Annotated in this window: 23 protein-coding genes and 1 pseudogene; 7 read left to right on the forward strand and 17 right to left on the reverse strand. The window is 74.8% G+C overall.

Annotated features, from left to right (window positions below; genetic code table 11):
- Window positions 1-875: pseudogene (locus ACSNN9_RS19205) on the reverse strand (hypothetical protein); the annotation flags it as partial.
- A 44-nt stretch (window positions 876-919) separates the two neighbouring features.
- On the opposite strand from ACSNN9_RS19205, the gene mptB (ACSNN9_RS19210) reads away from it, so the two are divergent.
- Both mptB (ACSNN9_RS19210) and mptB (ACSNN9_RS19215) read left to right on the forward strand, forming a co-directional pair.
- On the forward strand, window positions 920-2,320 hold the full coding sequence (gene mptB / locus ACSNN9_RS19210; protein ID WP_436674739.1) for a polyprenol phosphomannose-dependent alpha 1,6 mannosyltransferase MptB: 1,401 nt from the start codon (window positions 920-922) through the stop codon (window positions 2,318-2,320).
- A gap of 14 nt (window positions 2,321-2,334) precedes the next feature.
- Window positions 2,335-3,807, forward strand: a complete 1,473-nt coding sequence (gene mptB / locus ACSNN9_RS19215) for a polyprenol phosphomannose-dependent alpha 1,6 mannosyltransferase MptB (protein WP_436674740.1) — start codon at window positions 2,335-2,337, stop codon at window positions 3,805-3,807.
- Between the two features lie 64 nt (window positions 3,808-3,871).
- On the opposite strand, the gene ACSNN9_RS19220 is transcribed toward mptB (ACSNN9_RS19215), so the two are convergent.
- The 3 genes from ACSNN9_RS19220 to glnA all read right to left on the reverse strand — a co-directional run bounded on the left by ACSNN9_RS19220 (window position 3,872) and on the right by glnA (window position 7,050).
- Complete coding sequence (locus ACSNN9_RS19220) at window positions 3,872-4,882, reverse strand: hypothetical protein (RefSeq protein ID WP_436674741.1); 1,011 nt, start codon at window positions 4,880-4,882, stop codon at window positions 3,872-3,874.
- Window positions 4,879-5,238, reverse strand: coding sequence for a PadR family transcriptional regulator (locus ACSNN9_RS19225; RefSeq protein ID WP_436674742.1), 360 nt, complete (start codon window positions 5,236-5,238; stop codon window positions 4,879-4,881). The genes ACSNN9_RS19220 and ACSNN9_RS19225 overlap by 4 nt, the downstream gene beginning before the upstream one ends.
- Before the next feature lie 387 nt (window positions 5,239-5,625).
- Window positions 5,626-7,050, reverse strand: coding sequence for a type I glutamate--ammonia ligase (glnA, locus tag ACSNN9_RS19230; RefSeq protein WP_436674743.1), 1,425 nt, complete (start codon window positions 7,048-7,050; stop codon window positions 5,626-5,628).
- Between the two features lie 263 nt (window positions 7,051-7,313).
- On the opposite strand from glnA, the gene ACSNN9_RS19235 reads away from it, so the two are divergent.
- Entirely contained in the window at window positions 7,314-7,715 is a 402-nt protein-coding gene (locus ACSNN9_RS19235; protein ID WP_436674744.1) for an RDD family protein, read from the forward strand.
- A gap of 56 nt (window positions 7,716-7,771) precedes the next feature.
- Here the strand turns inward: ACSNN9_RS19235 and ACSNN9_RS19240 are convergent, their stop codons facing one another.
- The 3 genes from ACSNN9_RS19240 to lipA all read right to left on the reverse strand — a co-directional run bounded on the left by ACSNN9_RS19240 (window position 7,772) and on the right by lipA (window position 12,163).
- On the reverse strand, window positions 7,772-8,461 hold the full coding sequence (locus ACSNN9_RS19240; protein ID WP_358091789.1) for a DUF4191 domain-containing protein: 690 nt from the start codon (window positions 8,459-8,461) through the stop codon (window positions 7,772-7,774).
- An 850-nt stretch (window positions 8,462-9,311) separates the two neighbouring features.
- On the reverse strand, window positions 9,312-11,048 hold the full coding sequence (locus ACSNN9_RS19245; RefSeq protein ID WP_436674745.1) for a hypothetical protein: 1,737 nt from the start codon (window positions 11,046-11,048) through the stop codon (window positions 9,312-9,314).
- 65 nt (window positions 11,049-11,113) lie between these two features.
- Entirely contained in the window at window positions 11,114-12,163 is a 1,050-nt protein-coding gene (gene lipA, locus ACSNN9_RS19250; RefSeq protein ID WP_436674746.1) for a lipoyl synthase, read from the reverse strand.
- A 378-nt stretch (window positions 12,164-12,541) separates the two neighbouring features.
- Here lipA and aspS point away from each other — a divergent pair, with 378 nt between their 5' ends.
- Window positions 12,542-13,828 (forward strand): aspartate--tRNA(Asn) ligase, encoded by a 1,287-nt coding sequence (gene aspS, locus ACSNN9_RS19255; protein WP_436674747.1) that lies wholly within the window; start codon window positions 12,542-12,544, stop codon window positions 13,826-13,828.
- Here aspS and ACSNN9_RS19260 read toward each other — a convergent pair.
- From ACSNN9_RS19260 to ACSNN9_RS19270, 3 genes are read right to left on the reverse strand one after another with little or no spacing between them, the layout of a single operon-like run.
- Entirely contained in the window at window positions 13,788-14,231 is a 444-nt protein-coding gene (locus tag ACSNN9_RS19260) for a VOC family protein (protein WP_436674748.1), read from the reverse strand. The genes aspS and ACSNN9_RS19260 overlap by 41 nt on opposite strands.
- A 3-nt stretch (window positions 14,232-14,234) precedes the next feature.
- Window positions 14,235-14,876: a lipoyl(octanoyl) transferase LipB gene (gene lipB, locus ACSNN9_RS19265; RefSeq protein ID WP_436674749.1), complete on the reverse strand. Its 642-nt coding sequence runs from the start codon at window positions 14,874-14,876 to the stop codon at window positions 14,235-14,237.
- Window positions 14,877-14,924: 48 nt separating this feature from the next.
- Window positions 14,925-16,742 (reverse strand): DUF3488 domain-containing protein, encoded by a 1,818-nt coding sequence (locus ACSNN9_RS19270; RefSeq protein WP_436674750.1) that lies wholly within the window; start codon window positions 16,740-16,742, stop codon window positions 14,925-14,927.
- A 162-nt stretch (window positions 16,743-16,904) separates the two neighbouring features.
- On the opposite strand from ACSNN9_RS19270, the gene ACSNN9_RS19275 reads away from it, so the two are divergent.
- A complete protein-coding gene (locus ACSNN9_RS19275) occupies window positions 16,905-18,134 on the forward strand; it encodes an extracellular catalytic domain type 1 short-chain-length polyhydroxyalkanoate depolymerase (RefSeq protein ID WP_436674751.1) in 1,230 nt (409 codons plus the stop codon).
- Window positions 18,135-18,233: 99 nt separating this feature from the next.
- Here ACSNN9_RS19275 and ACSNN9_RS19280 read toward each other — a convergent pair whose 3' ends face one another.
- Window positions 18,234-19,247, reverse strand: coding sequence for a helix-turn-helix transcriptional regulator (locus tag ACSNN9_RS19280; RefSeq protein WP_436674752.1), 1,014 nt, complete (start codon window positions 19,245-19,247; stop codon window positions 18,234-18,236).
- A 63-nt stretch (window positions 19,248-19,310) separates the two neighbouring features.
- Here ACSNN9_RS19280 and ACSNN9_RS19285 point away from each other — a divergent pair, with 63 nt between their 5' ends.
- A complete protein-coding gene (locus ACSNN9_RS19285; protein ID WP_436674753.1) occupies window positions 19,311-20,429 on the forward strand; it encodes an epoxide hydrolase family protein in 1,119 nt (372 codons plus the stop codon).
- Entirely contained in the window at window positions 20,426-21,622 is a 1,197-nt protein-coding gene (locus ACSNN9_RS19290) for a winged helix DNA-binding domain-containing protein (protein WP_436674754.1), read from the forward strand. Before ACSNN9_RS19285 ends, ACSNN9_RS19290 begins: the two co-directional genes overlap by 4 nt.
- A 114-nt stretch (window positions 21,623-21,736) precedes the next feature.
- Here the strand turns inward: ACSNN9_RS19290 and ACSNN9_RS19295 are convergent, their stop codons facing one another.
- The 6 genes from ACSNN9_RS19295 to ACSNN9_RS19320 all read right to left on the reverse strand — a co-directional run bounded on the left by ACSNN9_RS19295 (window position 21,737) and on the right by ACSNN9_RS19320 (window position 26,462).
- Window positions 21,737-22,636 carry a TIGR01777 family oxidoreductase gene (locus ACSNN9_RS19295; RefSeq protein WP_436674755.1) on the reverse strand — a complete coding sequence of 300 codons (900 nt, stop codon included), beginning with the start codon at window positions 22,634-22,636 and terminating at the stop codon, window positions 21,737-21,739.
- Between the two features lie 157 nt (window positions 22,637-22,793).
- Window positions 22,794-23,717, reverse strand: a complete 924-nt coding sequence (locus ACSNN9_RS19300) for an LLM class flavin-dependent oxidoreductase (RefSeq protein WP_436674756.1) — start codon at window positions 23,715-23,717, stop codon at window positions 22,794-22,796.
- Between the two features lie 68 nt (window positions 23,718-23,785).
- The gene (locus ACSNN9_RS19305) at window positions 23,786-24,268 is read right to left on the reverse strand and encodes a hemerythrin domain-containing protein (protein ID WP_436674757.1); all 483 of its coding nucleotides are present in this window, start codon (window positions 24,266-24,268) and stop codon (window positions 23,786-23,788) included.
- A gap of 108 nt (window positions 24,269-24,376) precedes the next feature.
- A complete protein-coding gene (locus ACSNN9_RS19310) occupies window positions 24,377-24,793 on the reverse strand; it encodes a type II toxin-antitoxin system VapC family toxin (protein WP_436674758.1) in 417 nt (138 codons plus the stop codon).
- Complete coding sequence (locus ACSNN9_RS19315; protein ID WP_436674759.1) at window positions 24,783-25,052, reverse strand: type II toxin-antitoxin system Phd/YefM family antitoxin; 270 nt, start codon at window positions 25,050-25,052, stop codon at window positions 24,783-24,785. Before ACSNN9_RS19315 ends, ACSNN9_RS19310 begins: the two co-directional genes overlap by 11 nt.
- Window positions 25,053-25,130: 78 nt before the next feature.
- Entirely contained in the window at window positions 25,131-26,462 is a 1,332-nt protein-coding gene (locus ACSNN9_RS19320; protein WP_436674760.1) for a low temperature requirement protein A, read from the reverse strand.
- Window positions 26,463-26,560: the final 98 nt, after the last annotated feature.

Genomic DNA, 26,560 nt, shown 5'->3' on the forward strand with positions numbered 1-26,560 from the left:
GTGCTGGCGGCGGCCAGCAGGGGCAGGGCGAACATGACGGCCAGCCGGGTGGCGTTCAGCCCGACCGGGGTGTGCACCAGCGCCGCCGCCAGCACCCCGGCCGCCGAGAGCAGCGCCCCCACCCGCACCGGCCGGTAGCCCACCAGCGCGGCCACGAGCAGGCTGGTCAGCACGGCGCGCACGGTGTCGGTGCGGCTGATGTTCATCCAGCCGCCGTCGCCGAAGAGCAGGGCGGTCAGCCCGAGCGGCAGCGCGGCGGCGACGCCGAGCACCAGGCCGTCGGCGTACCGGCGGGTCAGCAGCAGCGCCGCGCCGGCCAGGCCGACGAAGAGGCCCGCGACCGGGCTCGTCGCCGAGGCCAGCAGCGCCCCGGCCGCCGCCAGCCCGAGCCGCCCGAGCCGCCGGCGCCGCGCCCGCCGCTCCGCGCCAGCGTCGGCGTCGGCGGGGTCCCGGGGGAGGGTGAGGGCGAGCAGCGCGCCGAGGCCGAGGGCCACGCCGAGGCCGTACGTCACCCGGCCCGAGACCAGGTTGCCGGCGATGGTGAGCACCCCGACGAGGCTGCCGAGCAGCGGGCGGGGCACCCCGGTGCGCACCAGCAGCGCCGCGAACGCGGTGGCCGCCGCCACGAGGGCCAGCGCGCCGGTGACCCGCACCCCGAGCAGCGCCATCACCGGCTGGGAGAGCAGGCTGTAGCCGAACTGCTGCACGCCGCCGTACCAGCGCAGGTCCACCGGGGCGAGGCCGTGGGCGGCGAAGAAGTCGGCCCGCGCGACCTGCGCGGCGAGGTCGGAGCCGGTCGGCGGGAGGGCGACGTGGGCCACCCCGAGGAGCACGGCGGACGCGGCGGCCACCGCCACCACCCGACTGCGCCGCATGCCCACCTCCGTACCGCGACCACCGTACTGGCAGCATGTCCGGCGTGCCTCACCACCTCGCGCGCTGGCTCGGCCTCGCCGGCTCGACGCTGCTCGCCGTGGCCGCGTTCCTCGGCGGCGCGTTCCCCGACGGCGACCTGCGCCCCACCCCGGTCAGCATCTGGCAGGGCCCGCACGGCCCGCTGATCATCGCCACCTGGGCGGTCGGCACCGGCCTGATGGCGTACGCCTGGTGGGCGCTGCGCGACCGGGTGCCGTCGACCGGCTGGGCGCTGGTGACCGTCGGGCTCTGGCTGCTGCCGCTGCTCCTCACGCCGCCGCTGGGCAGCCGGGACGTCTACGCGTACGCCTGCCAGGGGGCGAGCTACTCGGGCGGGATCAACCCGTACGAGCAGGGCGTGTCGGCGCTGCCGTGCCCGTGGCTGGACACCATCTCGTACATCTGGCGGGACACCTCGGCCCCGTACGGGCCGCTGTTCGTGCTGATCGCCGGGGCGGTGGTCGAGGCGACCGGGTCACTGGTCGGCAGCATCGTGCTGTTCCGGCTGCTCGCCGTCGTCGGGGTGGGGCTGACGGCGGCAAGCCTGCCCGTGCTGGCCCGGCGCTGCGGCGTACCGGCCGGCAGGGCGGTCTGGCTGGCGCTGGGCTCGCCGCTGGTCGGGGTGCACCTGATCTCGGGGGCGCACAACGACGCGCTGATGGTGGGGCTGCTCGTCGCCGGCCTGGCGGTGGTGGTGTCCCGGCCCGGCCGCCCCGGCCCGCTGCTCGCCGGGGGAGTGCTGCTCGGGCTGGCCGCCGCGATCAAGGTGACCGCGCTGGTGGTGGTGCCGTTCGCGGCGCTGGCCGCGATCGTCGGGGCGTACTCGATCAGGGCGCTGGTGCGCGACGGCGGGTGGGTGGTCGGCGGGGCGGTCGCCGCCGTGGTCGGCGCGACCCTCGCCACCGGCCTGGGCTTCGGCTGGATCACCGGGCTGGAGCAGGGCGGCCTGGTGATCGCCTGGACCTCGCCGCCGACGGCGGTGGGGCAGACCGTCGCCTACCTCGCCGCGCCCTTCGGCTGGCACGGCGACCCGCTGCCGGTCACCCGGGGGATCGGCATGGCGGCGCTGGCGCTGGTGCTGCTCTGGCTGTGGTGGCGGGCCCGCCACCGGGAGCCGATCTGGCACGCCGGCCTGGCGCTCGCCGCCACCGTCGCCCTCGCCCCGCTCTTCCACCCCTGGTACTGGACCTGGCCGCTGGCTGTGCTCGCGGCCACGGCGCGGCGCACCGGCTGGTTCGCGGTGGTCGCGATCGTCTCGTCGTTCCTGGTGCTCGCCGACGGCACGGGGCTGCCCCGGTACACCAAGACCGTCGGGGCGCCGCTGATGACGCTGTTCGTGATCGTGGTGGTGGTCCGCTTGGTACGGTCGGCCCGGGCGGCCCGTCGACCGGCCGCCGTGGACTGAGGAGAGGGCCGCCGGTGACCGCTCCCGGCACCCCGCCGGCGTCGCCCGGTGTCGCCCGGTTCGCCCGCTACGCCGGCCTGGTCGGGGCGGTGCTGCTGGCCGTCGCCGGCTGGCTGGGCGGCGCGCTGCCCCGAGCCACCGGTGTTCCGGGCCCCGGCGATGGGCCGTGGGTCGTCGCGCTGTGGCTGGGCGGCACCGGGCTGATGGTCGGCGCCTGGTGGGCGCTGCGCCGGGGCGCGCCGTCGACGCGGTGGGCGTACCTGACCGCCGGGCTGTGGGCGCTGCCGTTGCTGGCCGCCCCGCCGCTGGGCAGCCGGGACGTCCACTCCTACGCCTGCCAGGGCTGGGCGTACGCGCACGGCGTCGACCCGTACGCCACCGGCGTCGCCGAGGCCGGCTGTCCCTGGGTGGAGTCGGTCGCGCCGATCTGGCGGGACACGCCCGCGCCGTACGGGCCGTTCTTCGTGCTGCTCGCCGCGCTCGCCGTCACCCTCGGCGGCGGCCTGGTGGGCGCGATCGTGGCGTTCCGGCTGCTCGCGGTCGCCGGGGTGCTGCTGGCCGCCGTCTGCCTGCCGGGGCTGGCCCGGGCCGCCGGCGTGCCCACCCGCCGGGCGGCCTGGCTGGCGCTGGCCAGCCCGCTGGTCGGGGTGCACCTCGTGGCCGGCGCGCACAACGACGCGGTGATGCTCGGCCTGCTCCTGCCGGGACTGCTGGTGCTCCTGCGCCGGCCCGGCAGGCCGGGGCCGCTGCTGCTGGCCGGGGCGCTGCTCGGGCTGGCGGTGACCGTGAAGGCGACCGCCGTGGTGGTGCTCCCGTTCGCGGCGCTGGCGGCGGTGCGCGGCCGCCACACCGTCCGGGCGCTGCTGCGCGACGGCGGCTGGCTGGCCGGCGGGGTGCTCGGCGCGGTGGCGGTCACCTCGCTGCTCTCCGGCCTCGGGCTCGGCTGGGTCGGCGGGCTGACCCGCAGCGGAGACTCCGAGCAGTGGACCTCCCCGCCGACGGCGGTCGGCTTCGTCGTCGACTACGCGGGCGGCCTCGTCGGCCGGGAGCCGGGCGCGGTGCCGGTCACCCGCGCGGCGGCGCTGCTGCTGCTCGCGGTGGCGGTGGCGGCGCTGTGGTGGCGGGCCTGGACGGGGCTGCGCCGCCGCGACGACGTCCGGCAGCGGGCGGCCCACCCGGACGCCGCCCGCCCCCGGGTCGCCCTGCTCGGCGCCGGCCTGGCGCTGGCCGCCACGGTCGTGCTGGCCCCGGTCTTCCACCCCTGGTACGCCACCTGGCCGCTGGCGCTGCTCGCGGTCGCCGCGAGGCGGACCACCTGGTTCGCGGCGCCCTGCGCGGCGGCGGCCTTCCTCGCCCTGCCCGACGGCACCAACCTGGCCCGGTTCACCAAGGCTCCGGGCGCGCTGGCGATGACCGCGCTGGCGGCCGGGCTGGCGGCGTGGGGCCTGCTCCGGCTGCGCCGGACCGGTGCCGCGCGTCCCGGCTGAAGGCCCGCTGTGCCGGTGGCCGAGTCGGCGGCTCCGCTGCGTGCGAGGGTGCCGCCGCCGTGGTCTACGGGGCCCGCTCGGCGGTGCGTCCGCAGGTCGGGCAGCGGTCGCCGGATCGGACCGGGCCGGGCCGGCGCATCCGCCTGCGCAGGGCGATCGCCAGCGGCAGCAGCGCGGGGCCGACCAGGCCGACCGCGACGGCCGTCGCGGCGAGCGCGTCCCATCCCGGGTTGGGCGCACCGTGCATGTTGCCGTCGACCGCGCCGGCCAGCGGGTCCAGGAAGAGCAGGCCGATCGGGGTCAGCAGCACCAGCAGCGCCCAGCCGCCCCGGTAATCGGCCCGCAGGGCCAGTCCCGCGCCGAGCAGCAGCACCAGAACGAGCAGGGCCACGGCGGCGGTGGGCAGCACCCCGCTGGCCGTCCAGCCGTGGTAGCTGACGTAGGAGTCGTAGCGGGGTAGCAGGTTGACACTCGTGAGGCCGGCGGCGACGGCGGCGAGCAGGGGCGCCGACCGGACCGGCATGGGCTGCCGCTTCGGGAGACCGAGTGCGATCAGCCCCAGCCCGACCTGCGGCAGCAGCACGAACAGCGGCGGCCGGGGCAGGCCGGCGAGGGCCGCGACCGGCACGGCCGCGACGGTGAGCAGCAGGGCGAGGGCCACGGCGTGGCGGGTCCACCCACCCGGCGCCACCGCGTGCACCGCCGCGGCGAGCAGCCAGGCGGCCCACACCCCGATCCCGATGGAGACGAACGGTCCGACGTGCGGCACGCCCCACTGCGCCATCGGGGGATGCAGTTCCAGCCCCGACCAGGCCCCCGCCAGGGCGGTCGCGGTGAGGAAGGCAAGGACGGCGGCGAGGCGTACGCCCGGAATGAGGTCGGCGGCCCCGGCGGCCCGCAGCCGCTGGCGCAGGCCGCCGCGCAGCAGGTCCGCGGCGTCCCCGGGCGAGGGCCAGCGCCGCCCCGGGCTGGCCAGGTCGAGGTACGTGCCGACGATCTCCGCGCCGCGCGCCCGGCGGTACTCGGCCGGGTAGGCCCGCAGCAGGCGGTGGTAGCGCCGCTCCAGGTCGCTCATGCCAAACCCCCGGCGGTACGCGGAGCCAACGGCCGCACCGCGCGGGCGCGCAGCCGGGCGGTGGCCGCCTCGACGTTGCGGCGCAGGCGCTCGGTCTCGGCGGTCAGCGTGGCGTCGCCCGCGGGAGAGAGGCGGTAGTAGCGGCGCAGCCGGCCGTCCACGACCTCCTCGCGGTCTACCTCCACCAGGCCGGCGTCGACCAGCCGGTCGAGCGCGCCGTAGAGGGTGCCCGGCCGCAGCGACACGCGTCCGTCGGAGAGGGCGGCGACCTCGCCGATCAGGCCGTAGCCGTGCATCGGCTGGCCGGCCAGCGCGGTGAGGATCAGGAAGGTGGGTTCGCGCAACGGTGTGTCCACGCTCCGCAATATAACGGATGCGAAGGTATATCGGTGTCCGTTACGCCCAGCGTGAGCCGTGGAGCCGGCCCGGCCGGTGCGGATGCGGCGTGGTCAGCGGCCTGGCACGGGGGAGCCGCGCTCCGTGGGGGCGTTGGTGGTCCGTGGGTGGAATGGTCGTCTGGCCCTGTCGAGCTGAGTCGTCTGTGACATCGGGATCCTCCGCCGACGGACACCGTGACGGATCCCGCAGGTCATCGCGAATCCGAATCTCGGTCGGCATGCTGGTCGCGCCAGCGGATGCAGGCGTTGAGGGCGTTTCCTGCCCTGCCCGACGCATCGTCGGCGCACACGGAAGAAGGCCCCGGGCGGACCCGGGGCCTTCTTCCGTACGCGGCTGCTGGTGCGTCAGCAGTCGAAGTACATGGCGAACTCGTGCGGGGTCGGGCGCAGGCGCACCGGGTCGACCTCGTTGGTGCGCTTCCACTCGATCCAGGTGGAGATCAGGTCGGGCGTGAACACCCCGCCGTCGAGCAGGTAGTCGTGGTCGGCCTCCAGGCTGTCGAGCACGGCCGACAGCGAGCCCGGCACCTGCTTGACGTCGCCCCACTCCTCCGGCGGGAGGTCGTAGAGGTCCTTGTCGATCGGTGCCGGCGGCTCGATCTTGCTCTTGATGCCGTCCAGGCCGGCCATCATCATCGCCGAGAAGGCCAGGTAGACGTTGGCCGACGGGTCCGGCACGCGGAACTCGACCCGCTTGGCCTTCGGGTTGCTGCCGGTCACCGGGATGCGGGTGCAGGCGGAGCGGTTGCGCTGCGAGTAGACCAGGTTGACCGGCGCCTCGAAGCCCGGCACCAGCCGGCGGTACGAGTTGACCGTCGGGTTGGTGAAGGCCAGCAGCGACGGGGCGTGGTGCAGCAGGCCGCCGATGTACCAGCGGGCCATGTCCGACAGGCCGGCGTAGCCGGTCTCGTCGTAGAACAGCGGCTCGCCGTTCAGCCAGAGGCTCTGGTGGGTGTGCATGCCGGAGCCGTTGTCGCCGAAGAGCGGCTTCGGCATGAAGGTGGCGGTCTTGCCGTTGGCCCAGGTCTCGTTCTTCACGATGTACTTGAAGAGCTGGAGCTGGTCGGCGGCGTGCAGCAGCGTCGAGAACCGGTAGTTGATCTCGGACTGACCGGCGGTGCCCACCTCGTGGTGCGAGCGCTCCACGGTGAACCCGCTGTCGACCAGCCGGCGCACGATGCTGTCGCGCAGGTCGGCGAGGTGGTCGACCGGCGGCACCGGGAAGTAGCCGCCCTTGTACGCGGTCTTGTAGCCGCGGTTGCCGCCCGGCTCCTCGCGGCCGGTGTTCCAGGCGCCCTCGATCGAGTCGATGTAGTAGAACGACTGGTGCGCCGAGGTCTCGTGCCGGATGGAGTCGAAGATGTAGAACTCCGCCTCCGCGCCGAAGTACGCGGTGTCGGCGATGCCGCTGGCGGCCAGGTAGGCCTCGGCCTTCTTCGCCACGTTGCGCGGGTCCCGGCTGTAGGCCTCGCGGGTGAACGGGTCGTGGATGAAGAAGTTGAGCGCGAGGGTCTTCTGCGCCCGGAAGGGGTCGATGAAGGCGGTGGCGACGTCCGGGAGCAGGAGCATGTCCGACTCGTGGATCGCCTGGAAACCGCGGATCGACGAACCGTCGAAGGCCAGGCCCTCGGTGAAGAAGGCATCGTCGACAGACTCGACCGGCAGGTTGAAGTGCTGCATCACGCCGGGCAGGTCACAGAAACGTACGTCGACGAACTTCACGTCCTCGTTCTTGAGGTATCGCAGGAGTTCCTCGGGATTGGCGAACACACGTCCTCCTGGCACGTCCACGGGTGGCTAGGCTCCTGGCGACGCTATGGCCGTGCGGTTGCCCGGCCATGTCTTGAGTGTTTCTGCCGTGTTACGTCCCTCGCGGAGCGTCATCCGCGCCGCTCGGGCGGGCCGGACCGCGCGGCGGGACGCCATCGGCTGTGCCATTCTATTGACACTTGCTCGCTTTCGCCCCTTTTTGTCGCCCGGGTGCGGGCGACCGTCCCCGATCCGTCCATTCGCCCTGGATACCCTTGACCGTTGTGACCAAGCCGCATGATCGCCCCGTACCGCCCGCGACGGATCCCGCCTTCACCCCGCCCAGCCTGGGGCGCCGGTTCGGGGCGCTGGTGATCGACTGGGTGCTCTGCCTGCTCATCGCCGGGGTCTTCGCCGACCCGGTCCGCGACGGGTGGGCGCCCGTGCTGGTGCTGATCGGCGAGTACGGCTTCTTCCTCGGGCTCTTCGCGCAGACGCCCGGCATGTTCATCACGAAGGTCCGCTGCGTCGCCTGGGCCGACGGCGGTCGCATCGGGGTGGCCCGGGCCCTGCTGCGCGGCCTGCTGCTCGCCCTGGTCGTGCCGGCCCTGCTGATGGACGGTCACCGCCGCGGCCTGCACGACCGCCTCACGGGCTCCGTCGTCACCGACGCCCCCCGCCCCTGACACGGCAAGAGCCGGGCCCTTCGCACGGGCCCGGCTCTTCGCGTACGCGTCGGGGGTCAGCGACCGCGCGTCTGGCGGAACGCGCCGCGCGCGGGCCGCATGTTCTTCGGGATCGCGCCCTTGGGCATCTGCGGGCGGGCGGTGAGGGCCTTGAGCCGCTTGTCCAGCGAGTTGACGTCCTTGCCGCTGAGGTTGCGCGGCAGCCGCATCAGCGTCATCCGCAGCTTGCGGATGGGCAGCTCGCCCTCCTCCTGGCCGATCACGTAGTCGAAGAGCGGGGCGGAGCCGATCACCTTCGCCAGCCGCCGCTTCTCCTGGCCGAGCAGGCCGCGTACCCGCTGCGGGTTGCCCTCCGCCAGCAGGATCACCCCGGGCCGGCCGATGACCAGGTGGACCATGTCCATCTGCGTGGTGGAGCTGACCGCCGGGGTGACCCGCCAGTCGCCGCGCATGCTCTCCATGATCTGGGCCGCCGCGCCGGGCTGCCCCTCGGCGGCGTTCATCATCGCCCGGTTGGACCGCAGGTTGAGCACGATCAGCAGGCAGAGCAGGGCGAACAGGATGCCCAGCGGCAGCCAGATCCAGCCCCAGAGCAGGACCGCGACCACGGTGAGCGCGAGCGGGATCAGCACCGCGGCGGCGGCCAACGGCGCGAACCACCGGTCCTGCTTGGCGGTGAACTTGAACACCATCCCGATCTGCTTCAGCCGCTGGCCGAACGAGACCTTCTCCTGGGGCTTTGCCATGCCGAAGAGTCTAGTGGTCGCCGCACGTCGCCTTGTCCGCGGCCGGGCTGAGTACCTTACGCGCCCGCACCGCCGCCGGGGGCCGGGAGTAAGGAGGGGGAGCGGGCGAAGATCGGGCGGCACACCCACCCCGCCGCCGAGGAACTGGTGGGCCGGGCACTGGCCTTCCTGGCCCGGCCCTACCTGTGGCCGAACCACCGGCTGCCGCTGCGGGAGCTGCGGATCGAGGCGGCGCTGGCGGCCGACGACCCGGCCGGGGCGGTGCGCGCGGCCCACGCCGCGCTGGCCGACGAGCGGCTGCCGCAGCTGCCCCGGTTGGCCGGTGCTCAGCGCCGTCGCCCGGACCGCCGCGCGGAGCGGGGACGCCGAATTGGCCGGCGCGGTGTCCGCACTCGCCGCCGGCCTGCCGGCCCGCCATCCGGCCGAGCGGGCGCACGCCGCCCAGGTGGCGGCCCTCCTGGCCGACGGCGGCGAGGAGCTTCCGGCATGGCGTACGGCGGTCGCGGCGTGGCGGGCCGACGGGCAGCCGTACCCCCTCGCCCGGGCGCTGCTGTCGCTCGCCGAGGCGGCGGCAGCGGTGGGGGAGCGGGACGAGGTGGCGGCGGCGGTCGCCGAGGCCGCCGCGCTCGCCGACGGGTTGGGCGCGGCGCCGCTCGCGGAGCAGGCAGCCACCCTGGCGCACCGCCTCGGCCTGCTCGGCGAGCCCACCGCACCGCGCCGACCGATTCCCGGCCGGCGGCCCGCCGGCCTCGTCCGCACCAAAAGCGCGACGGCCCCGGCCACGCGCGACACCGTCCGGGTGCGGGCGCAGACCTTCGGGCGGTGCGCGCGACCGGGGCGAGGGCGCGGGTCAGCGGCGGGGCAGGTAGATCCGCCAGCCGGGGACGGTGACCAGGTCGAGCGCGGCCGGATCGGTACGCCGGCGCTCGTCCAGGCGGGCGGCCAGCGGCGAGCCGGCCGGCGCGACCCAGGCCGGCGCGGCCGACCGCAGCACCGCCCGGCGGTACGGCAGGTACCGGTCGTGTCCGGGGCGCAGGTCGTCGTCGACGACCGCGCAGAGTACGTCCTCGCGGGTGGCGAAGGTGAGCCGGTTGCAGGTCCAGTAGCCGCCGTACACGTGCCGGACACCCCGCTCGCGCAGCGCGGCGACCAGTCCGGCGTGCCGGGCCTCGGCGGCGCGGGCGGCCGGCGCGGTGCCGACCGCGCCGGCGGTGGCCACGGCGGCGGTGCCCAGCGTGGCCGCGAGCACCACGACCGCCGCGATCCGCGTCGCGATCCCCCATCGCGCTCCCGCCCCGGTGACACCGTGCGCCCGGGCCGCCCCCGCCCGGGCCGCGCCCGTTCCGGTCGTGGCTGGTCCGGTCGTGGCTGGTCCGGTCGGGCGGCGGGCGGCCGACCAGAGCGGCCAGAGCAGGGCCGGAACGGAGATGAGCAGGCAGGACAGGTACCGGGAGCTTTCCACCGGGGTGCGTCCCGCGGCGCTGCTGGCGGCGTAGACGGCGAGCGTCGCGACGGCGGCGGCCACCAGCGCGAGCCGGACCGCCCCGCCCACCGGGCCCGTCGCCACGATCGATCTTGGACACGTGCCGTCGGCCCGGAACGGCAACTGTCCAAGATCTCCGCCGGACCGGCGCAGCGCGCGCCAGGCCGAGAGGGCGGCCGCGGAGAGCAGCAACGGGAGGGCGACCCCCCACCAGAGCTGGCCGGGCGTGCAGTGGCTCGGGGAGCAGAAGCCCATGCCCAGCGGCGGGCCGAGCAGCAACCCCCCGTGCAGCCGCTCCGCCCAGCCGGCGGGCTGCCCGGAGCCGCTGGCGGCGAGCACCGCCGCGAGCGGGTTGCGCCCCGTCGCCAGGCTGTGCACCAGCAGCGGCCCGGCCCCGACGAGCGCGGCGGCCCCGAGCAGCGCCCCGGCCCGTCCGCGCAGCTCCCGCCGGCCGTACGCGAGAAGCACCGCGCCGGTCGCCGCCACGTACGGCAGCACCAGCGGGTCCACCCAGAGCATCAGCCCGGCCAGGAGGCCCCACGCCGTCCAGCGCGCCAGCCGGCGTCCCGGCCGGCCGGCCGCCAGGTCGTACGCCAGCACGGCGAGCGCCATCCCGGCCGCGTTCATCTCGGGGTAGCCGCCCCCGGCGATGAGCTGGTTCTTCACCACCCGGTCCGAGCCGAGCGCCAGCAGCGCCACGACGAGCAGGGCGAACCAGCGGTCCCCGGTCAACCGCAGCGTCAGCCGCCAGGCGAGCACGACGAAGACCGAGTACAGGGCGAGGGTGGGCAGGCGCAGCCCGAGCGTCGACGGGCCGGCCAGCGCGAACACCGGCGCGGCCAGGTACGCCTCCAGCGTCCCCATGTACGCCTGGCCGTAGAACCAGACGGGGAACTCCCGGCCCTGGGCGACGTGCAGCGCGGCCAGCCCCATGGTGGCCTCGTCGCTGTTGGTCGGCGGCGCGTCGTGCAGCAGCAGGCCGAGGCGGTAGCCGGTCCCGGCCACGACGGCGAGCACGGTCAGGGCCGTCGGCAGCGCGGGCCACCGGGCCGGCGGGAGCGCGGGACGCGCGTCGCGCCATCGCTGGCGTACCCCGGCCGTCATGAGTCGATCATGGCACCTGGCCGCCGGCCCGTGGTCGAGCGGTGCCGGCGCGTCGGCCGGGTGAATCAGCCGGCGGTGACCGGAGCGCCCTCGCGGGCCTCCAGCGCCTGCCGGTAGAGCCGCCCGGCCCGGTACGACGAGCGCACCAACGGCCCGCTCATCACGCCGGCGAAGCCGATCTCCTCGGCCTCCTCGCGCAGCTCGACGAACTCCTCCGGCTTGACCCAGCGGGTGACGGGGTGGTGCCGGGGGGTGGGGCGCAGGTACTGCGTGATGGTGATCAGCTCGCACCCGGCGTCGTGCAGGTCGCGCAGCGCCTGGGAGACCTCGGCGCGCTCCTCGCCCATGCCCAGGATCAGGTTGGACTTGGTGACCAGCCCGTCGGCGCGGGCCTGCCGGATCACGTCCAGCGACCGCTCGTAGCGGAAGGCCGGCCGGATCCGCTTGAAGATCCGCGGCACGGTCTCCACGTTGTGCGCGAGCACCTCCGGCCGGGCGCCGAAGACCTCGGCCAGCTGCTCGGGGACCGCGTTGAAGTCGGGGATCAGCAGCTCGACGCCGCAGCCGGGCTGCAGGGTGTGGATCTGCCGGACGGTCTCGGCGTAGAGCCAGGCGCCGCCGTCGGGCAGGTCGTCGCGGGCCACGCCGGTGATGGTCGCGTAGCGCAGGCCCATCGAGACCACCGACTCGGCGACCCGGCGCGGCTCGTCGGCGTCGAACTCGGCCGGCTTGCCGGTGTCGATCTGGCAGAAGTCGCAGCGCCGGGTGCACTGGTCGCCGCCGATGAGGAAGGTGGCCTCCCGGTCCTCCCAGCACTCGTAGATGTTGGGACAGCCGGCCTCCTGGCAGACGGTGTGCAGCCCCTCGCGCGAGACGAGCCCGCGCAGCTGGGTGTACTCCGGCCCCATCTTGGCCTTGACCTTGATCCACGGCGGTTTGCGCTCGATCGGCGTCTCGGCGTTGCGCGCCTCGATTCGCAGGAGGCGCCGCCCCTCGGGGGCGGGCGTCGTCGTGCGCGCTGCCTGGCCGGTCGTCGGCGCGGAGTGCTCGATCGTCACAAAACCGAGCCTACGCCCGACGGTCGCCGTCGATGTAGCTCGGGCGACGGGCGTCACCCCGCCAGTCTTGTGACGCCGGACACCGGGGCTGCGGAAACCCTTCACAGGGGCATCGGCGGGGGTGCTAGCGTGCCCGGCAGAGCTGTGACGGAGCCGAGTAGCGCCCCGGCCCCCCAGTTGAAGAGAGCCGCCGGTTGCTGCGAGGCGGTCTGGCCCCGGCGCGCGAAGACCCTCCCGAGCTGCGGGAAGAACGGCATGTGGCGGAAGGGTCCCTTCCTGGCCCGGCCCAGTAGAGCCCGCCCGGCTGGCCCCGGTGAAAAGGCGACGAAACGAGGCCCCCGTCAGCGGGGGCGAAGGTGTGGTGGCACCGCGAGGTTTCCCGCTCGCCCACACCTCCCGGGGATCGCGTTGCGATTGATCGAGGAGGTACCCGCCGTGCAACGCATCCTTTCCACCCAGCTCTCCGCCCATGTCGGCGTGCCCGTCCGGATCGCCGGCTGGGTGCACCGCCGCCGGCTGCTCAAGTCGGTGGCCTTCCTGATCGTCCGGGACGCCGCCGGCCTCGCCCAGGTGGTGGTCACCGACCCGGCCCTCCGCGCCGAGGTGGAGGAACTCACCGAGGAGACGGTCGTCGAGGTCACCGGCACGGTGGTGGCGAACCCGACGGCCCCCGCCGGGGTCGAGCTGACCGCGCCGACGGTACGACCGCTCGGCCCGCCCGCCGTGCCGCCGCCGTTCGACCTGTACCGGCCGGCGCTCACCGCGAGCCTGCCCACCCAGCTCGACCACGCGTCCGTCGCGCTGCGCCATCCGACCCGCGCGGCGGCCCTGCGCGTCTCGGCGGCGGCGGTGTCCGGCTTCCGGGCCGCGCTCGAGGCCCGCGACTTCGTGGAGATCCACACGCCGAAGGTGGTCGGCGCGTCCACCGAGAGCGGGGCGAACGTCTTCGCGCTGGACTGGTTCGGCCGGCCCGCGTACCTGGCCCAGTCGCCGCAGTTCTACAAGCAGCTCATGGTCGGCGTCTTCGAGCGGGTCTACGAGGTCGGGCCGGTGTTCCGGGCCGAGCCGCACGACACCGTCCGGCACCTGGCGCAGTACACCTCGCTCGACGCCGAGCTGGGCTTCGTCGCCGACCACCGGGACGTGATGGCCGTGCTGCGGCACACCGTGGCCGGCATGCTCGACGCGGTGCGCGAACGGGCCGGGGCCGCGCTCGCCACCCTCGGGGTGTCGGCCCCGGACGTGCCGGCCGAGATCCCCGCCGTGCACTTCACCGAGGCCCTCGAGATCGCGGGGGCGCCGGCCGACGAGCCGGACCTCGCCCCGGCGCACGAGCGGGCGCTGGGCGAGTGGGTGCGGCGGGAGCACGGCTCGGAGTTCCTCTTCGTCACCGGCTACCCGATGGCGAAGCGGCCCTTCTACACCCACCCGGACCCGGCGCGGCCCGCGTACTCCAACGGGTTCGACCTGCTCTTCCGGGGGTTGGAGCTGGTGACGGGCGGGCAGCGGCTGCACCGGCACGCCGACTACCTCGCGGCGCTCGCCGCCCGGGGCGAACCGGTCGAGCCGTACGCCGGCTACGTCGACGCGTTCCGGCACGGGATGCCGCCGCACGGTGGCTTCGCCATCGGGCTGGAACGCTTCGTGGCCCGGCTCACCGGCGCGGCCAACGTCCGGGAGGTCACGGCCTTCCCCCGCGACCTCCACCGCCTGACCCCGTAACCCCAGCCCTCTGGGTTCCCTGAGCGTCGATCATGAGGTTGCCGGCGATGTCGCGGAAGACGGCGACCCGGCCGTACGGCTCGGTGCGCGGCGGCTTCACGAACTCGACGCCCGCCTCGACCATCCGCCGGTGGACGGCGTCGAAGTCGTCGACCTGGAGGAAGAAACCGACCCGTCCGGCGACCTGGTCGCCGACCGATCGAGCCTGCCGGTCGCCGTCGGCGCGGGCCAGCAGCAGCCCGGTCTGCGCGCCGGGCGGGCGGACGACGACCCAGCGCTTCGGCCGGCCGTCGTTGGTCAGCGACGGGGAGTCCTCGACCAGGTCGAAGCCGAGCACCTCGGTGAAGAAGGCGATGGCCGGGTCGTACTCGGCCACGACGACGGTGACCAGGTCGATCCGCACCGGTCAGCTCGTGACGAGGGTGGGTAGGTGGCGCTCGACGACCGGCAGCACGTCGGCCACGGTGACCGGGCGGCCCAGCTCGGCGGTGAGCGAGGTGACCCCGGCGTCGCGGATGCCGCACGGCACGATCCGGTCGAAGTACCCCAGGTCGCAGTCGCAGTTGATGGAGAAGCCGTGCAGGGTCACGCCGCGGGCGACCCGGATGCCGATGGCCGCCACCTTGCGGGCCGGGCCCCGGTCGTCCTCCGGCACCCAGACCCCGCTGCGCCCCTCGACCCGGCCGGCGGTCAGCCCGAACTCGGCGCAGACGTCGATCAGCAGCTGCTCGGTGCGGCGGACGTAGGCGACCACGTCGACCGGGTCGGGTAGACGCAGGATGGGGTAGCCGACCAGCTGCCCCGGGCCGTGCCAGGTGATCTTGCCGCCCCGGTCCACGTCGACGACCGGGGTGCCGTCCATCGGGCGGTCCCAGGGCTCGGTGCGCTTGCCGGCGGTGTAGACGCTCGGGTGCTCCAGCAGCAGCACGGTGTCGCCGCGCTCGCCGGCCACCACCGACTCGTGCAGCCGGCGCTGCTCGTCCCAGGCGGCCTGGTAGTCGAGGAGACCGGCGCGGACGGCCGTGAGGCCGGGGATCGTCGTCGTCACGCCGCCAAGCCTAGACCCGTACCGGCCGGTCACCAGCGGTGACGCGGCTCACGACCGGACCCGCCACAGCCACACGTCGTCCACCCGCTCGGGCGGGCCGAGCAGCGCGGTCACGGTACGCCGGATGGCCTCCTCGTCGACCGGCCACTTCGCCCCGTGCACCTCGTCGGCCAGCACGATCGTCTCGATCCGCCAGTGCCGCAGGTCGGCGCGGACCTCCTGGACGCTGCCCTCGGTGATGATCGGCACCAGCCCGGTCCGGCCGGCCTGGTCCACCAGCGCGCTGAACAGGCGCGGCGGCGGGCCGATCCGCCCCCGGCCGTCCGGGCCGCCCGGGCCGAGGAAGAAGCCGGAGGGGATGGCGAACTCGCCCTGCCGGTGCGCCAGCGCGTACGCCTGCCAGCGCTGGCCGTCGGGATAGACGTCGAGGGTCAGCGGCAGCGGGGTCAGCACCCCGCCGGGGGAGACGTGCTCCCGCCACGTCCCGGCGGTGACGAAGCGCGGGATCGGCTCGCGTTCGATGGTCAGCAGCGGCGTCGGCACCAGCGGCAGCAGCGCCAGCGCGAACCCCGCCCACCAGGCCAGCCGTGCGGGGCGGCGCCGGGGCGGATCGGCGCGGAACTGGTCGACGGCGTACGCCAGCAGCACCCCGATCACCGGCGCCACGACCAGCGCCAGGCGGGCCGGCAGGGCGGCGTTCACCACCGGCAGGTGCCCGAGCAGGTCGAACGGCATCGGCAGGTCCGTACGACGTCCGTCGACCTTGGCCTCGGGGCCGAACGACAGCACGGTGAAGACGGCGGCGGTCACGCCCAGCGCCCAGAGCGTCGCCCGGCGGCCCGCGTCGGCCCGGCGCCACAGCGCCACGAAGCAGGCGACGGCGAGCAGCAGCAGCGGGAGGCCGAAGAACGAGTTCTCCTCGGTCGGGTTGGGCGCCAGCCGGGTGCCCAGCCCCACCTCCCCGGCCAGCGACCGGCGCGGGTACGCCCCGTAGGCGACGACGTCCTCGGAGTGGATGACCGCGTCGAAGCCGGTGCCGTGGAAGCGCTGCGGGCCGGCGAAGTGCAGCCACAGCGGGTACGCCAGCAGCACCCCCGCGACGACGGCGGTCACCCCGAGGCCGCGCAGGAAGGTCGGCAGCACCGCGCGGGCCTCGGCGCGGTGGGCCGGGTGCAGCGCCCAGACGGCGACGAAGACGCCCAGCGCCAGCGCGGTGAAGAAGAGCCCCTCGGCGGCGATGGAGAAGGCCACGGCGACGAGCGCGCCGAGGATCGCGCCGTCGCGCAGCGGGTGCCGGGAGCGGCGCAGCACGAAGGTCCGCCAGACCAGCAGCGGCACCAGCCAGCCGGCCGTCCAGTTCAGGTGGGCGTTGGCGTGCGAGACCATGCCGGGGGAGAAGCCGATGAACAGCCCGCCGACGGCGGCGGCGAGCGGGCCGCGGACCAGGTGCCGGGAGAGCAGCCAGTACCAGGCGAGCGCGGTGGCGGCCAGGTTGAGGGTGAGAATCACCAGGAACGTGGCCGGCGGCCCGATCAGGTACGTCAGCGGCGCGAAGACCACCGCGTACACGGTGATCGAGGTGTTGACCGCGAGATTCACCCCGTCGGGGACGTTGACCAGGTAGGTGAAGAGCGGGTTGTCGCCGTGGGTCACCGCGTGGCCGCCGAAGGCCAGCAGCCACTCGAAGAGCGCCTGGTCGCTGGAGTTGACGGTGATCGTGCGGGCGTTCGGGTCCCGCCACAGCCCGCTGGTCACCCAGACCGCGAGCGCCAGCGCGACCAGCGCCACGATCAGGTCGGCCCGCCGGTGGCGGACGACGCGGGGCGGCGAGGCCGGCGAAGGCGCCAGGGACGGGGAGGTCGGCACGCAGCGGACGTTACCAACCGCACCGGGGCACGCCGGTCAGGACGCACATCCTCCGGGCGGTGAATGTGTGAGCGTGGCCCATGTCACAGCATCGACACATCGACGTAACGTCGCGGCAATTCGCGGGTGACCCAGTTCACACCCCGTCCCCAGGAGGCCCCCGTGCGCCGCTCCCCGTCCCTGCTCACCCGGCTGACCGGCGCGGTCGCCGGGATGGTCCTCGCCGCCGCCGCGGTGGCGACCGTCGCGGCCCCCGCCCAGGCCGCCACCCTCACCCAGGTCACCAACTTCGGCTCCAACCCCGGCAACCTCGCCATGTACGCGTACCGGCCGGACAACCTGCCGGCGGGAGCCCCGGCCGTCGTGCTGCTGCACGGCTGCACCCAGAACGCCCCCGGCTACTTCGCCAACTCCGGCTGGCAGAAGTTCGCCGACCAGTGGAAGTTCACCCTCATCGTGGCGCAGCAGTCCAGCGCCAACCAGCCGCTGAGCTGCTTCAACTGGTTCGTCGAGCAGGACATCACCCGAGGCTCGGGCGAGGCGCTGTCGATCAAGCAGATGGTCGACCACGCCAGGAACAACTACGGCACCGACGCCCGCCGGGTCTTCGTCAGCGGCCTCTCCGCCGGCGGGGGGATGAGCGCGGTCATGCTGGCCACCTACCCGGACGTCTTCGCCGCCGGCTCGGTCGTCGCCGGCCTGCCGTACCGCTGCTCGCCGCCCGCCTCCACCAGCACCTGCCAGTACAGCGGGGTGAACAAGACCCCGCAGGAGTGGGGCGACGTGGTCCGGGCCGCGTACCCCGGGCACACCGGCCCCCGCCCCCGGGTCGCCATCTGGCACGGCACCTCGGACTCCACGGTGGTGCCGGCCAACGCCACCGAGCTGCGTGACCAGTGGACCAACGTCCGGGGCGTCTCGCAGACCCCCACCAGCACCGCGTCGCTGCCCGCCAACATCAGCCTGGAGGTGTACGGCAACAACGACGTCCGCGTCTACCGGGTCTCCGGCATGGGCCACGGCACCCCGGTCGACCCGGGCCCGGGGGCCGAGCAGTGCGGCACCGCCGCCGCGTACATGCTGGACACCATCTGCTCGGCGTACCACGACGCGGTCTTCTTCGGCCTGAACGGCGGAACGAACCCCAGCCCGACGGCGAGCCCCACCGCGTCCCTCACGGCGAGCCCCACCGCCTCCCCGACCGCGAGCCCGACCACGGCGCCGACCTGCGTGACGGCCAGCAACTACGCGCACGTCGCCGCCGGCCGCGCCTACCAGTCCGGCGGCTACGCCTACGCCAACGGCTCGAACCAGCGGATGGGCCTCTACAACACCTTCTACACCAGCACGCTGAAGCAGACCGGCCCCAACCACTGGGTGATCGGCTGCTGATCCCGCACCACACCACCGTGGCCGGATGCCCGACGGGCACCCGGCTACGGCCGTGTCGCCGCCGGGGCGCCCGGCTGCGCGCGCATCCGAGTCGCGTCGCTACGCGCCGTCCGGTCCGCCCGCGGGCGGTGGGGTCCGTCCGGCTCCCGTGGTCGTGGGGCCCGCCGCCCGGCCGGCCCGGCCGCTGATCTCGCGCAGGTACGCGAGGAGTTCCGGAGGCTCGTGCACCTCGAACTCGCAGCCGAGGGTCAGCAACCGCCAGGCCAGCCACTCCAGGGTGTCGGTGTGACCGCTCAGCCGGCAACTGCCGGCGTCGATCGGCACGAGATCGCCGGGGGAGTCGCCGACCCGGCCGGCGACCGCCTCGACGGGGGCGTGCAGGGTCGCCACCGCCCGGTGCACCGGGGTCCGTTCGCGCAGCTTCTCCGTCACGTACGCGGCGGCGTCCGGGGCGGGCAACTGCCGTGGCGCGGCGCGCACCCCGAGGGGGACCGGCTCGCCGATCCGGTCCACCCGGAAGATCCGCCAGTCGTCCCGGTCGTTGTCGTAGCCGACCAGGTACCACCGGCGTCCCGCCGACACCAGCCGGTGCGGCTCCACGCGGCGCTCGGCGGCCACGCCGTCGTGCCGGCGGTAGCTGAACCGCAGCCGCTCGCGGTTGGCGATGGCGGCGGCGAGCCCGGTCAACTGCTCCGGGCCCACCGTCGGTCGGCTCCAGGTCAGCATGGGCTCGGTGGCGGCGCCCAGCGCCCCGACCCGGTGCCGCAGCCGGGCGGGCAGCACCTGCTCCAGCTTCGCCAGCGCCCGCACCGACGCCTCCTCGATGCCGGTCACCGCGTGCCCGGCCGCGGTCCGCAGCCCCACCGCGATCGCCACCGCCTCCTCGTCGTCGAGCAGCAGCGGCGGCATGGCCCTGCCGGCGACCAGCCGGTAGCCGCCGACCGCGCCCATCGTGGCCCGCACCGGGTAGCCCAGCTCGCGCAGGCGCTCCACGTCGCGGCGGATGGTCCGCAGGCTGACGCCGAGCCGCGCGGCCAGCTCGCTGCCGGGCCACTCGCGAGGGGTCTGCAACAGCGACAGCAGGGTCAGCAGCCGGCCGGGGGTGTCGGTCACGGGGTCGAGGATGCCAGCGATGTGTGACAGAAGCTGACCTACACGGCCCCTAGCGTGGTCGCCATGACGCCCTTCCGGATCGACATCCCGCAAGCGGACCTCGACGACCTGCGCGACCGGCTCGCCCGGGCCCGGTGGCCCCGGCAGCTGCCGGGCGACGGCTGGAGCCGGGGGGTCCCGCTGGACTACCTGCGGGACCTGGCCGAGCACTGGGCGACCGGCTACGACTGGCGGGCGCAGGAGGCGCGGCTGAACGGGTTCCCCCAGTTCGTCACCGAGATCGACGGACTGGACGTGCACTTCCTGCACGTGCGCTCCCCGGAGCCGGACGCGTTGCCGCTGATCCTCACCCACGGCTGGCCGAACTCGTTCGTGGAGTTCACCGACCTGATCGGGCCGCTGACCGACCCGCGGGCGTACGGGGCCGACCCCGCGCACGCCTTCCACGTGGTGGTGCCGTCGGTGCCGGGCTTCGGGTTCTCCCAGGCCCCGCCGCGGACCGGGTTCACGGTCGGACGGGTCGCCCGGATGTGGGCCGGGCTGATGCGCCGGCTCGGCTACGACCGCTACGGCACCCAGGGCGGCGACCTCGGTGCGTACGTGGCCCCGGAGGTGGCCGTGGCGGCCCCCGGGCACGTCGTCGGGGTCCACGTCGACGGCGGGTTGGGCTTTCCCACCGACGCCGACGTGCCGGAGATGAGCGACGGGGAGCGTGCCCTCTACGCCGAGATGCGGCAGTGGACGAGCGGCGGCGTGGACCACCACGCGTTGCTGCGGGCGGCGCCGCAGACCGTCGCGTACGCCTGGAACGACTCACCGGTCGGGCTGCTGGCCTGGCTGGTCCAGAAGTTCAAGGAGTTCACCCTCACCGCGCCCACGCCCGAGCAGGCCATCGCCCGCGACCTGATCCTGACGAACGCGACCCTGTACTGGCTGACCGGCACCGCCGGCACCTCGTCCTGGTTCATGTACGACAACACCCACTTCGCCTGGCCGAAGGGGCAGGCCCTGGTGCCCAGCGGCGTCTACGGCGGCGGGCCGCCGTTGTTCCGCCGCCTCGCCGAGCGGCACAACAAGATCATCCACTGGCCGGAGGGGAACCCCGGCGGCCACTTCGTCGCGATGGAGGAACCGCGGGCCCACGCGGCCGACATCCGGGCGTTCTTCGGGAAGCTGCGGTGACCGGCCTGACCTGGCGGCAGGTGCACGCCCGGCGGCTGGAGCGGCACGCGCTCGCGGCCCCCGCCGGCCCGGTGGCGGCGGGCGGCGCCCGTGCGGCGGGCGGGCCGCGGCCCGACCCGGCGGCTGACGCGGTGGCCGGCGTGGTGTCGGCGATCTGCGGTGCGCACGCCCAGGTGGCCTCGGCGGCCGAGCTGTCCGTCGGGCTGCGCGTCGCCGGAGCCACCCGGACGACGGTCCGCCAGGCGTTGTGGACGGACCGCACGCTGGTCAAGACGCGCGGGCCGCGCGGCACCGTGCACCTGCTCGCCGCCGCCGACCTGCCGATGTGGATCGGCGCGTTGTCCGCGCTGCCGGTCCCGTCCCAGGAGCAGAGCCAGGGTCTGCTCACCCCCGCGCAGACCGAGGAGGTGGTGGCGGCGATCACGGACGCGCTGCGCGACGCCGAGCTGACCACCGCGGAGCTGACCGAGCAGGTCGTGGCCCGTACCGGCCCGTGGGCCGGCGACCGGGTGATGGAGGCGTTCCAGGACAGGTGGCCGCGCTGGATGGCCGCGATGGCGGCGGCGACCCGGCGTGGGGCGATGTGTTCCGGTCCGAACCGGGGCCGGGCCACCACCCACACCAGCCCGGCGCGCTGGCTGCCCGGGTTCGCGCCGATGGCCGGCCCGGCGGCACTCGCCGAGCTGGCGCGCCGCTACCTGTACGCGTACGGGCCGGCCACCCCGGCGCACTTCGCGCAGTGGCTGGCGGTGCCCCGGCGGTGGGCGGCCGAGCTGTTCGGGTCGCTGGAGCTGGCACAGGTCACCGTCGAGGGCGTCGGGGCGTGGGTGGCGGCCGGCGACACCGACTTCCCGCCCGACGGCCCCACCGGCGTGCTGCTGCTGCCGTACTTCGACGCCTACCAGGTCGGCTGCCACCCGCGCGAGCTGCTGTTCCCCGGCGCCGCCGGCCCCCGTGCCCTGGCCGGCGGCCAGGCCGGCAACTATCCGGTGCTGCTGGTGGACGGGACGGTCGCCGGGGTGTGGCACCAGCGCCGTTCCGGCCGCAGGATCCACGTCACCGTGGAACCGCTGGCCGAGTTGCGCGCCGACCGGCGGCGGGCCCTGGACGCGCAGGTCGAGCGGGTCGGCCGGATCCTGGAGGGCACGCCGTCCCTGACCATCGGCCCGATCAGCGTCGGCGCGCACGCCTAGGCCGGCCCGCCGCACCCGCGCGGCATCGACGACGTCGTGCGGCGCACCGGCGCGAGCTGTGCGGCCAGCCGACCGCCCCCGCGAGCTGTGCGGCCAGCGACCGCCCCGCCGCGGCTAGTCGGTGAGGGCGGCGTGCAGGGCGGCGGTCAGCTCGGGGTGGCGGTAGGTGAAGCCGGCCCCGGTGAGCACACCAGGGAGGACGCGGGTGCTGGTCAGCGCCTCGTGCGCGAAGCCGCCGAGCGCCACCTTCAACGCCAGCGCCGGGATCGGGACGATCGCCGGCCGGTGCAGCTGGCGGGCCAGCTCCCGGGTGAACTCGGCGTTGGTCACCGGGGCCGGCCCGACCAGGTTGACCGGCCCCACGAGGTCGTCGCGGTCCAGCACGAACCGGGCGGCGTCCAGCCAGTCGGCCAGGGAGATCCACGGCAGCCACTGCCGACCGCTGCCGAGCCGGCCGGCGATCCCCAGCCGGAACGGCAGCAGTTGGGGCTTGAGCAGCCCGCCGTCGCGGTGCAGCGGCAGCCCGATGCGCATCCGCACGACGCGTACGCCGGCGTCCTCGGCCGGCCGGGTCGCGGCCTCCCAGACCCGGCAGACGTCGGCCAGGAAGCCGTCGCCGGCCGGGGCGTCCTCCTCGACCGCCCGGTCGCCGGTGTTGCCGTACCAGCCGACCGCCGAGGAGTTGAGCAGCGCCCTCGGCCGCTCGCCCGGGGGCAGGCCGGCGATGGTGATCGCCAGCGTGGTGGTGGTGTCGACCCGGCTGGACCGGATCAGCTGCCGGTACCCGTCGTTCCACCGCTTGTCGCCCACGCCCGCGCCGGCCAGGTTGACCACCGCGTCCGCCTCCGCCACCACCGCCGGGTCGAGTTGCGCGGCGGACGGGTTCCACTGCCGTTCGTCAGGGGTGCGCGGCGGCCGGCGGACCAGCCGGGTGACCTGGTGCCCGTCCGCCGTGAGCCGGTCGACCAGCCGGGTGCCGAGGAAGCCGGACGCGCCGGCCATGAGGATCCGCATGCCCCCATCTTCGGGCACGCGGCCCGGCGCGGATGCGCCGAGCGGTCATCCCCGCGCCGTGACCGGGGCCGGGCGGAGATCGCCATGAGTCGTTCGACCTCCGCGAAGGCGTCGGGCGACCTGAGCACGCCTCATTCGTGTCCGACAGGTCGGCGGCTCAGTCGGTGGCGGCCACGCGGGCCAGCACCGGGGTGAGCGGGTCCAGCGCGTCCTCGCGTACGACGAAGCGGGTGACGCCCCAGCGGCGCCGGTGTGCGGCCACCGCCGCGACGATCTCGTCCTCGGTGCCGATGAGTACGAACGGCGTGGCGAGCAGCTCGGGCACGGTCAGCCCGACGTCGGCTGCCGTGGACGCGGCGGCGGCCTCGGCGTCGTCGGTGACGGCCACGTGCTGCACGAGCGCCTCCAGCACCGGCGGCTCGGCCCGCCCGGCCGCCCCGGCCGCGACGCACTCGAGCTGCCTGTCGATGTCGGCCTCCCGCCAGCGCACCTCGTGCGCGTAGCCGTCGGGGAGCGTGCGGCCGAGGCCGGCCAGGCCGACCACGTCGGCGTGCGCGCCGGCCCAGCGCAGCATCGCGGAGTTCGCCGTGCCGAGGGTGAACGGGATCCGCCGCTGCACCGGGCGCGGCTTCTCCAGCCGCGCGCCCCGCAGGACCAGGTCGGGGGAGTCGACGGTGACCTCCTCGCCGTCGAGCAGGGCGCGGACGGCCTCGGCCACGGCCAGGCAGCGGCGGACCCGCCCGGCGACGTCGGGCCGCTCCCGGCCGACCGCGAGCCACTCGGCCGGGGTGTGGCCGGCGCCGAGGCCGAACCGGGCCCGGCCGCCGGAGAGCAGGTCGAGGCTGGCCACGTCCGAGGCGAGCAGCATCGGCTCCCGGACACCGGCGTTGGAGACGTACGAGCCCAGGCCGATCCGCTCGGTCACCGCCGCCGCGGCGGCCAGGGCGACGAACGGCGACGCGGCCGCCCCGGGATGGTCGGCGGTGGTCAGCGCGTCGAAGCCGGCCGCCTCGGCCCGCCGGGCCAGCTCCAGCCAGCTCGGGCCGTCGGACGGGGTCGCCTGGAGGGTGAAGGTCGCCATGTCGCCCACCCTGCCAAGGGCGGGACCGTCGACCAAGCCCGACGGCGGCGATTCTGCTACCGGCAGACCTACCCGTCCTGCGGCGGCGGGAGGGGAACCCCGAGGAGCCCCTCGGTGGTGCCGCCGCTCAGCGCGTTGAGCGCGCCGACGAGCTTCTTCTCCTCGTAGACGAAGTGCGTCTCGAGCAGCGCGGCGAGAGTGTCCAGCTCGGCCCGCACCTCGTCGGGCGGCGCGGCCCCGCCGGTGAGTTCCTCGACCCGGTGCAGGGCCTCGGCCACGATGTGGTGGTCGGCCTCCAGCTCGCGCAGCACCGGGACCAGTTCGGGCACCTGCTCGGCCAGCACCCGGAACGCCCCGGCGTCCTCGCCGGTGTGGTGCCGGGTCAGCGCCGCGCAGAAGGCCAGGCAGTGGGTCCGCAGGTCCCTCGGCCGTACGCCGGGGTCGTCCACGCCGTCGCGCAGGCGGGCGAGCTCCTCGCGAAGCCAGAGGTGGATCTCGATCAGTTGGTTGCCGAAGGCCCGCAGGCGCTCGTCCGGCGTGAACGGGGGCATGTGTGTCCGATGCTGTCCCGCGCCTCCATGCCCTCGGCGGTCTCCTTGCCGGGTGCACCGCGACGCTGCGGCCAGCCTACGACAGCAGGCGCGCGTACACGTGCCCCGTCAGGGCCGACGGACGGACCGGACGGTGACCAACTCCTCCAGCCCGACGAAGTCGGTCGGGTTCGTGGTGTAGAGCGGCAGTCGGTTCGCGTACGCGATGGAGGCGATCATCAGGTCCGCCAGCCGGCGGCGGGTGGTGCGCCCCGTGGCCAGGACCGCGCTGGTGACCAGGCCGAAGGCCCGCGCGGCCTCGGCGTCGAAGGGCAGCGGCTCGAACACGGCCTCGGCATGCTGGAGGACGCTGGTCCGCCGGGCCCGTTCGGCGCGGTCGTCGGTGTGGTGCGGGCCGGCGGAGAGCTCCGCGAGCGTCACGGCGCTGATCACCATCTCCTCGGGCAGGTCTGCGGGACCGAGGGCGCCGAGATGGATCACGACGTTCGTGTCGATCAGGCCACGGACCGGGGCCTCACCACTCACGGCTGAACGGGTCCTGCTCGACCGACGAGTCGATGTCGGCGCGGAATCTGTCGCCGTCGAGCACGGGGGCCGTCGCGAAGGCGGCGAGCACCTCGGCCCGCGGGACGAACGTGCGCCGGCGGAGCGGGATGAGCTTTCCGACGGGGGTGCCGTTGCGCGTGATGACGAAGGACTCGCCGGACTCGACGTGCCGCATGATCGCGCCCGAGTCGTTGCGCAACTCCCGCTGCGTGATCTCCCGATGAGCGTGCTCTGCCACGGCACAGATCCTAGTCGAGTGTGCTACGAAGTGCTACGCCGCGGCGGGGGCCGTGACATGCGGTGACGCCGGCACGCGTCACGTCGACGGCTCCTCCGGGGTGGACTCGCGCCAGCGGGCGCGCCAGGCGGCCTCGTACGCCTCGTGGCTGGTCTTCTCCTCGAAGGCCGTCTCGCGCACGGCGCGCCGGGAGTCCGCCATGACCACCGCCTCCAGGGCCACCAGCCCGACGCAGATGGCGGTGAGCAGGGCGAGGGCGGCAAGCCCCGGCAGCCGTTGGCCGACGGGGATGGTGGCGGCGAGCAGGAGCACCGCGCCGACCCTCGTCCAGGAGACGGTGCCCAGGGTGCGCACCTGGAACAGCATGTTCGCGCACAGGTAGCAGATCACCCCGCCGAAGAGCAGCAGGACGCCGGGGCCGTGCGTCGGCTCCGCGACCGACACGTTCGGATCCGCGACCTGGCGCGTGATCTCCTCGGCGCCGAGGGCGAACAGGATGATCCCGGCGATCATCGGCAGGTAAAGGTAGGCGTACGCGTCCCGGGCCATCGAGACCCGGGGCCGTCCCTCGGCCGCGTGCAGGGCGATCCGGGCGGCCGGCGCGATCACGTCGTAGTGCGCCCACCAGAGCGCGGCCGTGAAGAAGATGCCGAGCACCGCCGCGGCGACCGCCGGCCACGTGGGGGGCTGACCGAGCAGGTTGCTGCCCACGCCGACGGAGATGACCGACTCGCCCAGGGCGATGATCAGGATGAGGTCGTACCGCTCGGTCCAGTGCTCGGCGGAGGTCACCACCCAGCCCCAGGCGCCGGCGACCAGGCCCATGCCGTACTGGAGCAGGATGACGCTGACCCAGAGCCCGTCGCGCAGCATCGCGGCCCGGTCCGGGTCGTCGATCTGCGGCGGGATCAGCGCGGCGGCCGTGAGCAGCAGGGTGCTGATCGTCATCTCCGGGGAGTACCTCAGCAGCAGCCGGCGCTCCCCGGCTCTCTCCCGTGCGACGTGCCAGTACAGCAACAGGTGCACACCCCGGATCACCACGTAGCTGAGCGCGACCACCATCGGTCCGGCGGCCACGTCGGTCGCGTCGCTGAAGGCCTGGGGGAGGGAGAGCGCGAAGCAGAACAGCGCGGCCATGCCGATGACCATCAGCACCGGGACGAAGCCCTCGCCGAGCCGGACCCGGGTGGCGACCACGCAGTGCACCACCCAGCACCACCAGAGCACGGCGAGCACGAGCATGGCGTGCCCGAGCTGCCATCCGGAGATGTTGGCGGCGGTGGCGCGGGTGATGATGAAGAACGAGAAGACGAAAACCAGGTCGAAGAAGACCTCGAACCGGTCGACCCGGGCGCCGGGGGCGATCGAGACGGCCGGTCCCAGCCGCTCGCGCCACCGGATGCCACCCACCTCATCCACTCTGGCAGCGCCCCGTCCCCGCCGGGCCGAAATCGCGTCAGCCCGGCGGCGGGCCGGTCGGGCGGGCGAACCGGGCGGCGGCCCGGCCA

The sequence above is a fragment of the Micromonospora sp. URMC 107 genome, assembly GCF_051386315.1.
Classification (GTDB): Bacteria; Actinomycetota; Actinomycetes; order Mycobacteriales; family Micromonosporaceae; genus Micromonospora.

Bases quoted from the DNA above. Each gene is read 5' to 3' on its own strand.
- ACSNN9_RS19220 (WP_436674741.1), bottom strand. From the start codon at position 4,882: ATGAGCGACCTGGAGCGGCGCTACCACCGCCTGCTGCGGGCCTACCCG.
- ACSNN9_RS19240 (WP_358091789.1), bottom strand. From the start codon at position 8,461: ATGGCAAAGCCCCAGGAGAAGGTCTCGTTCGGCCAGCGGCTGAAGCAG.
- ACSNN9_RS19245 (WP_436674745.1), bottom strand. From the start codon at position 11,048: ATGACGGCCGGGGTACGCCAGCGATGGCGCGACGCGCGTCCCGCGCTC.
- ACSNN9_RS19285 (WP_436674753.1), top strand. From the start codon at position 19,311: ATGACGCCCTTCCGGATCGACATCCCGCAAGCGGACCTCGACGACCTG.
- ACSNN9_RS19295 (WP_436674755.1), bottom strand. From the start codon at position 22,636: ATGCGGATCCTCATGGCCGGCGCGTCCGGCTTCCTCGGCACCCGGCTG.
- ACSNN9_RS19300 (WP_436674756.1), bottom strand. From the start codon at position 23,717: ATGGCGACCTTCACCCTCCAGGCGACCCCGTCCGACGGCCCGAGCTGG.
- ACSNN9_RS19305 (WP_436674757.1), bottom strand. From the start codon at position 24,268: ATGCCCCCGTTCACGCCGGACGAGCGCCTGCGGGCCTTCGGCAACCAA.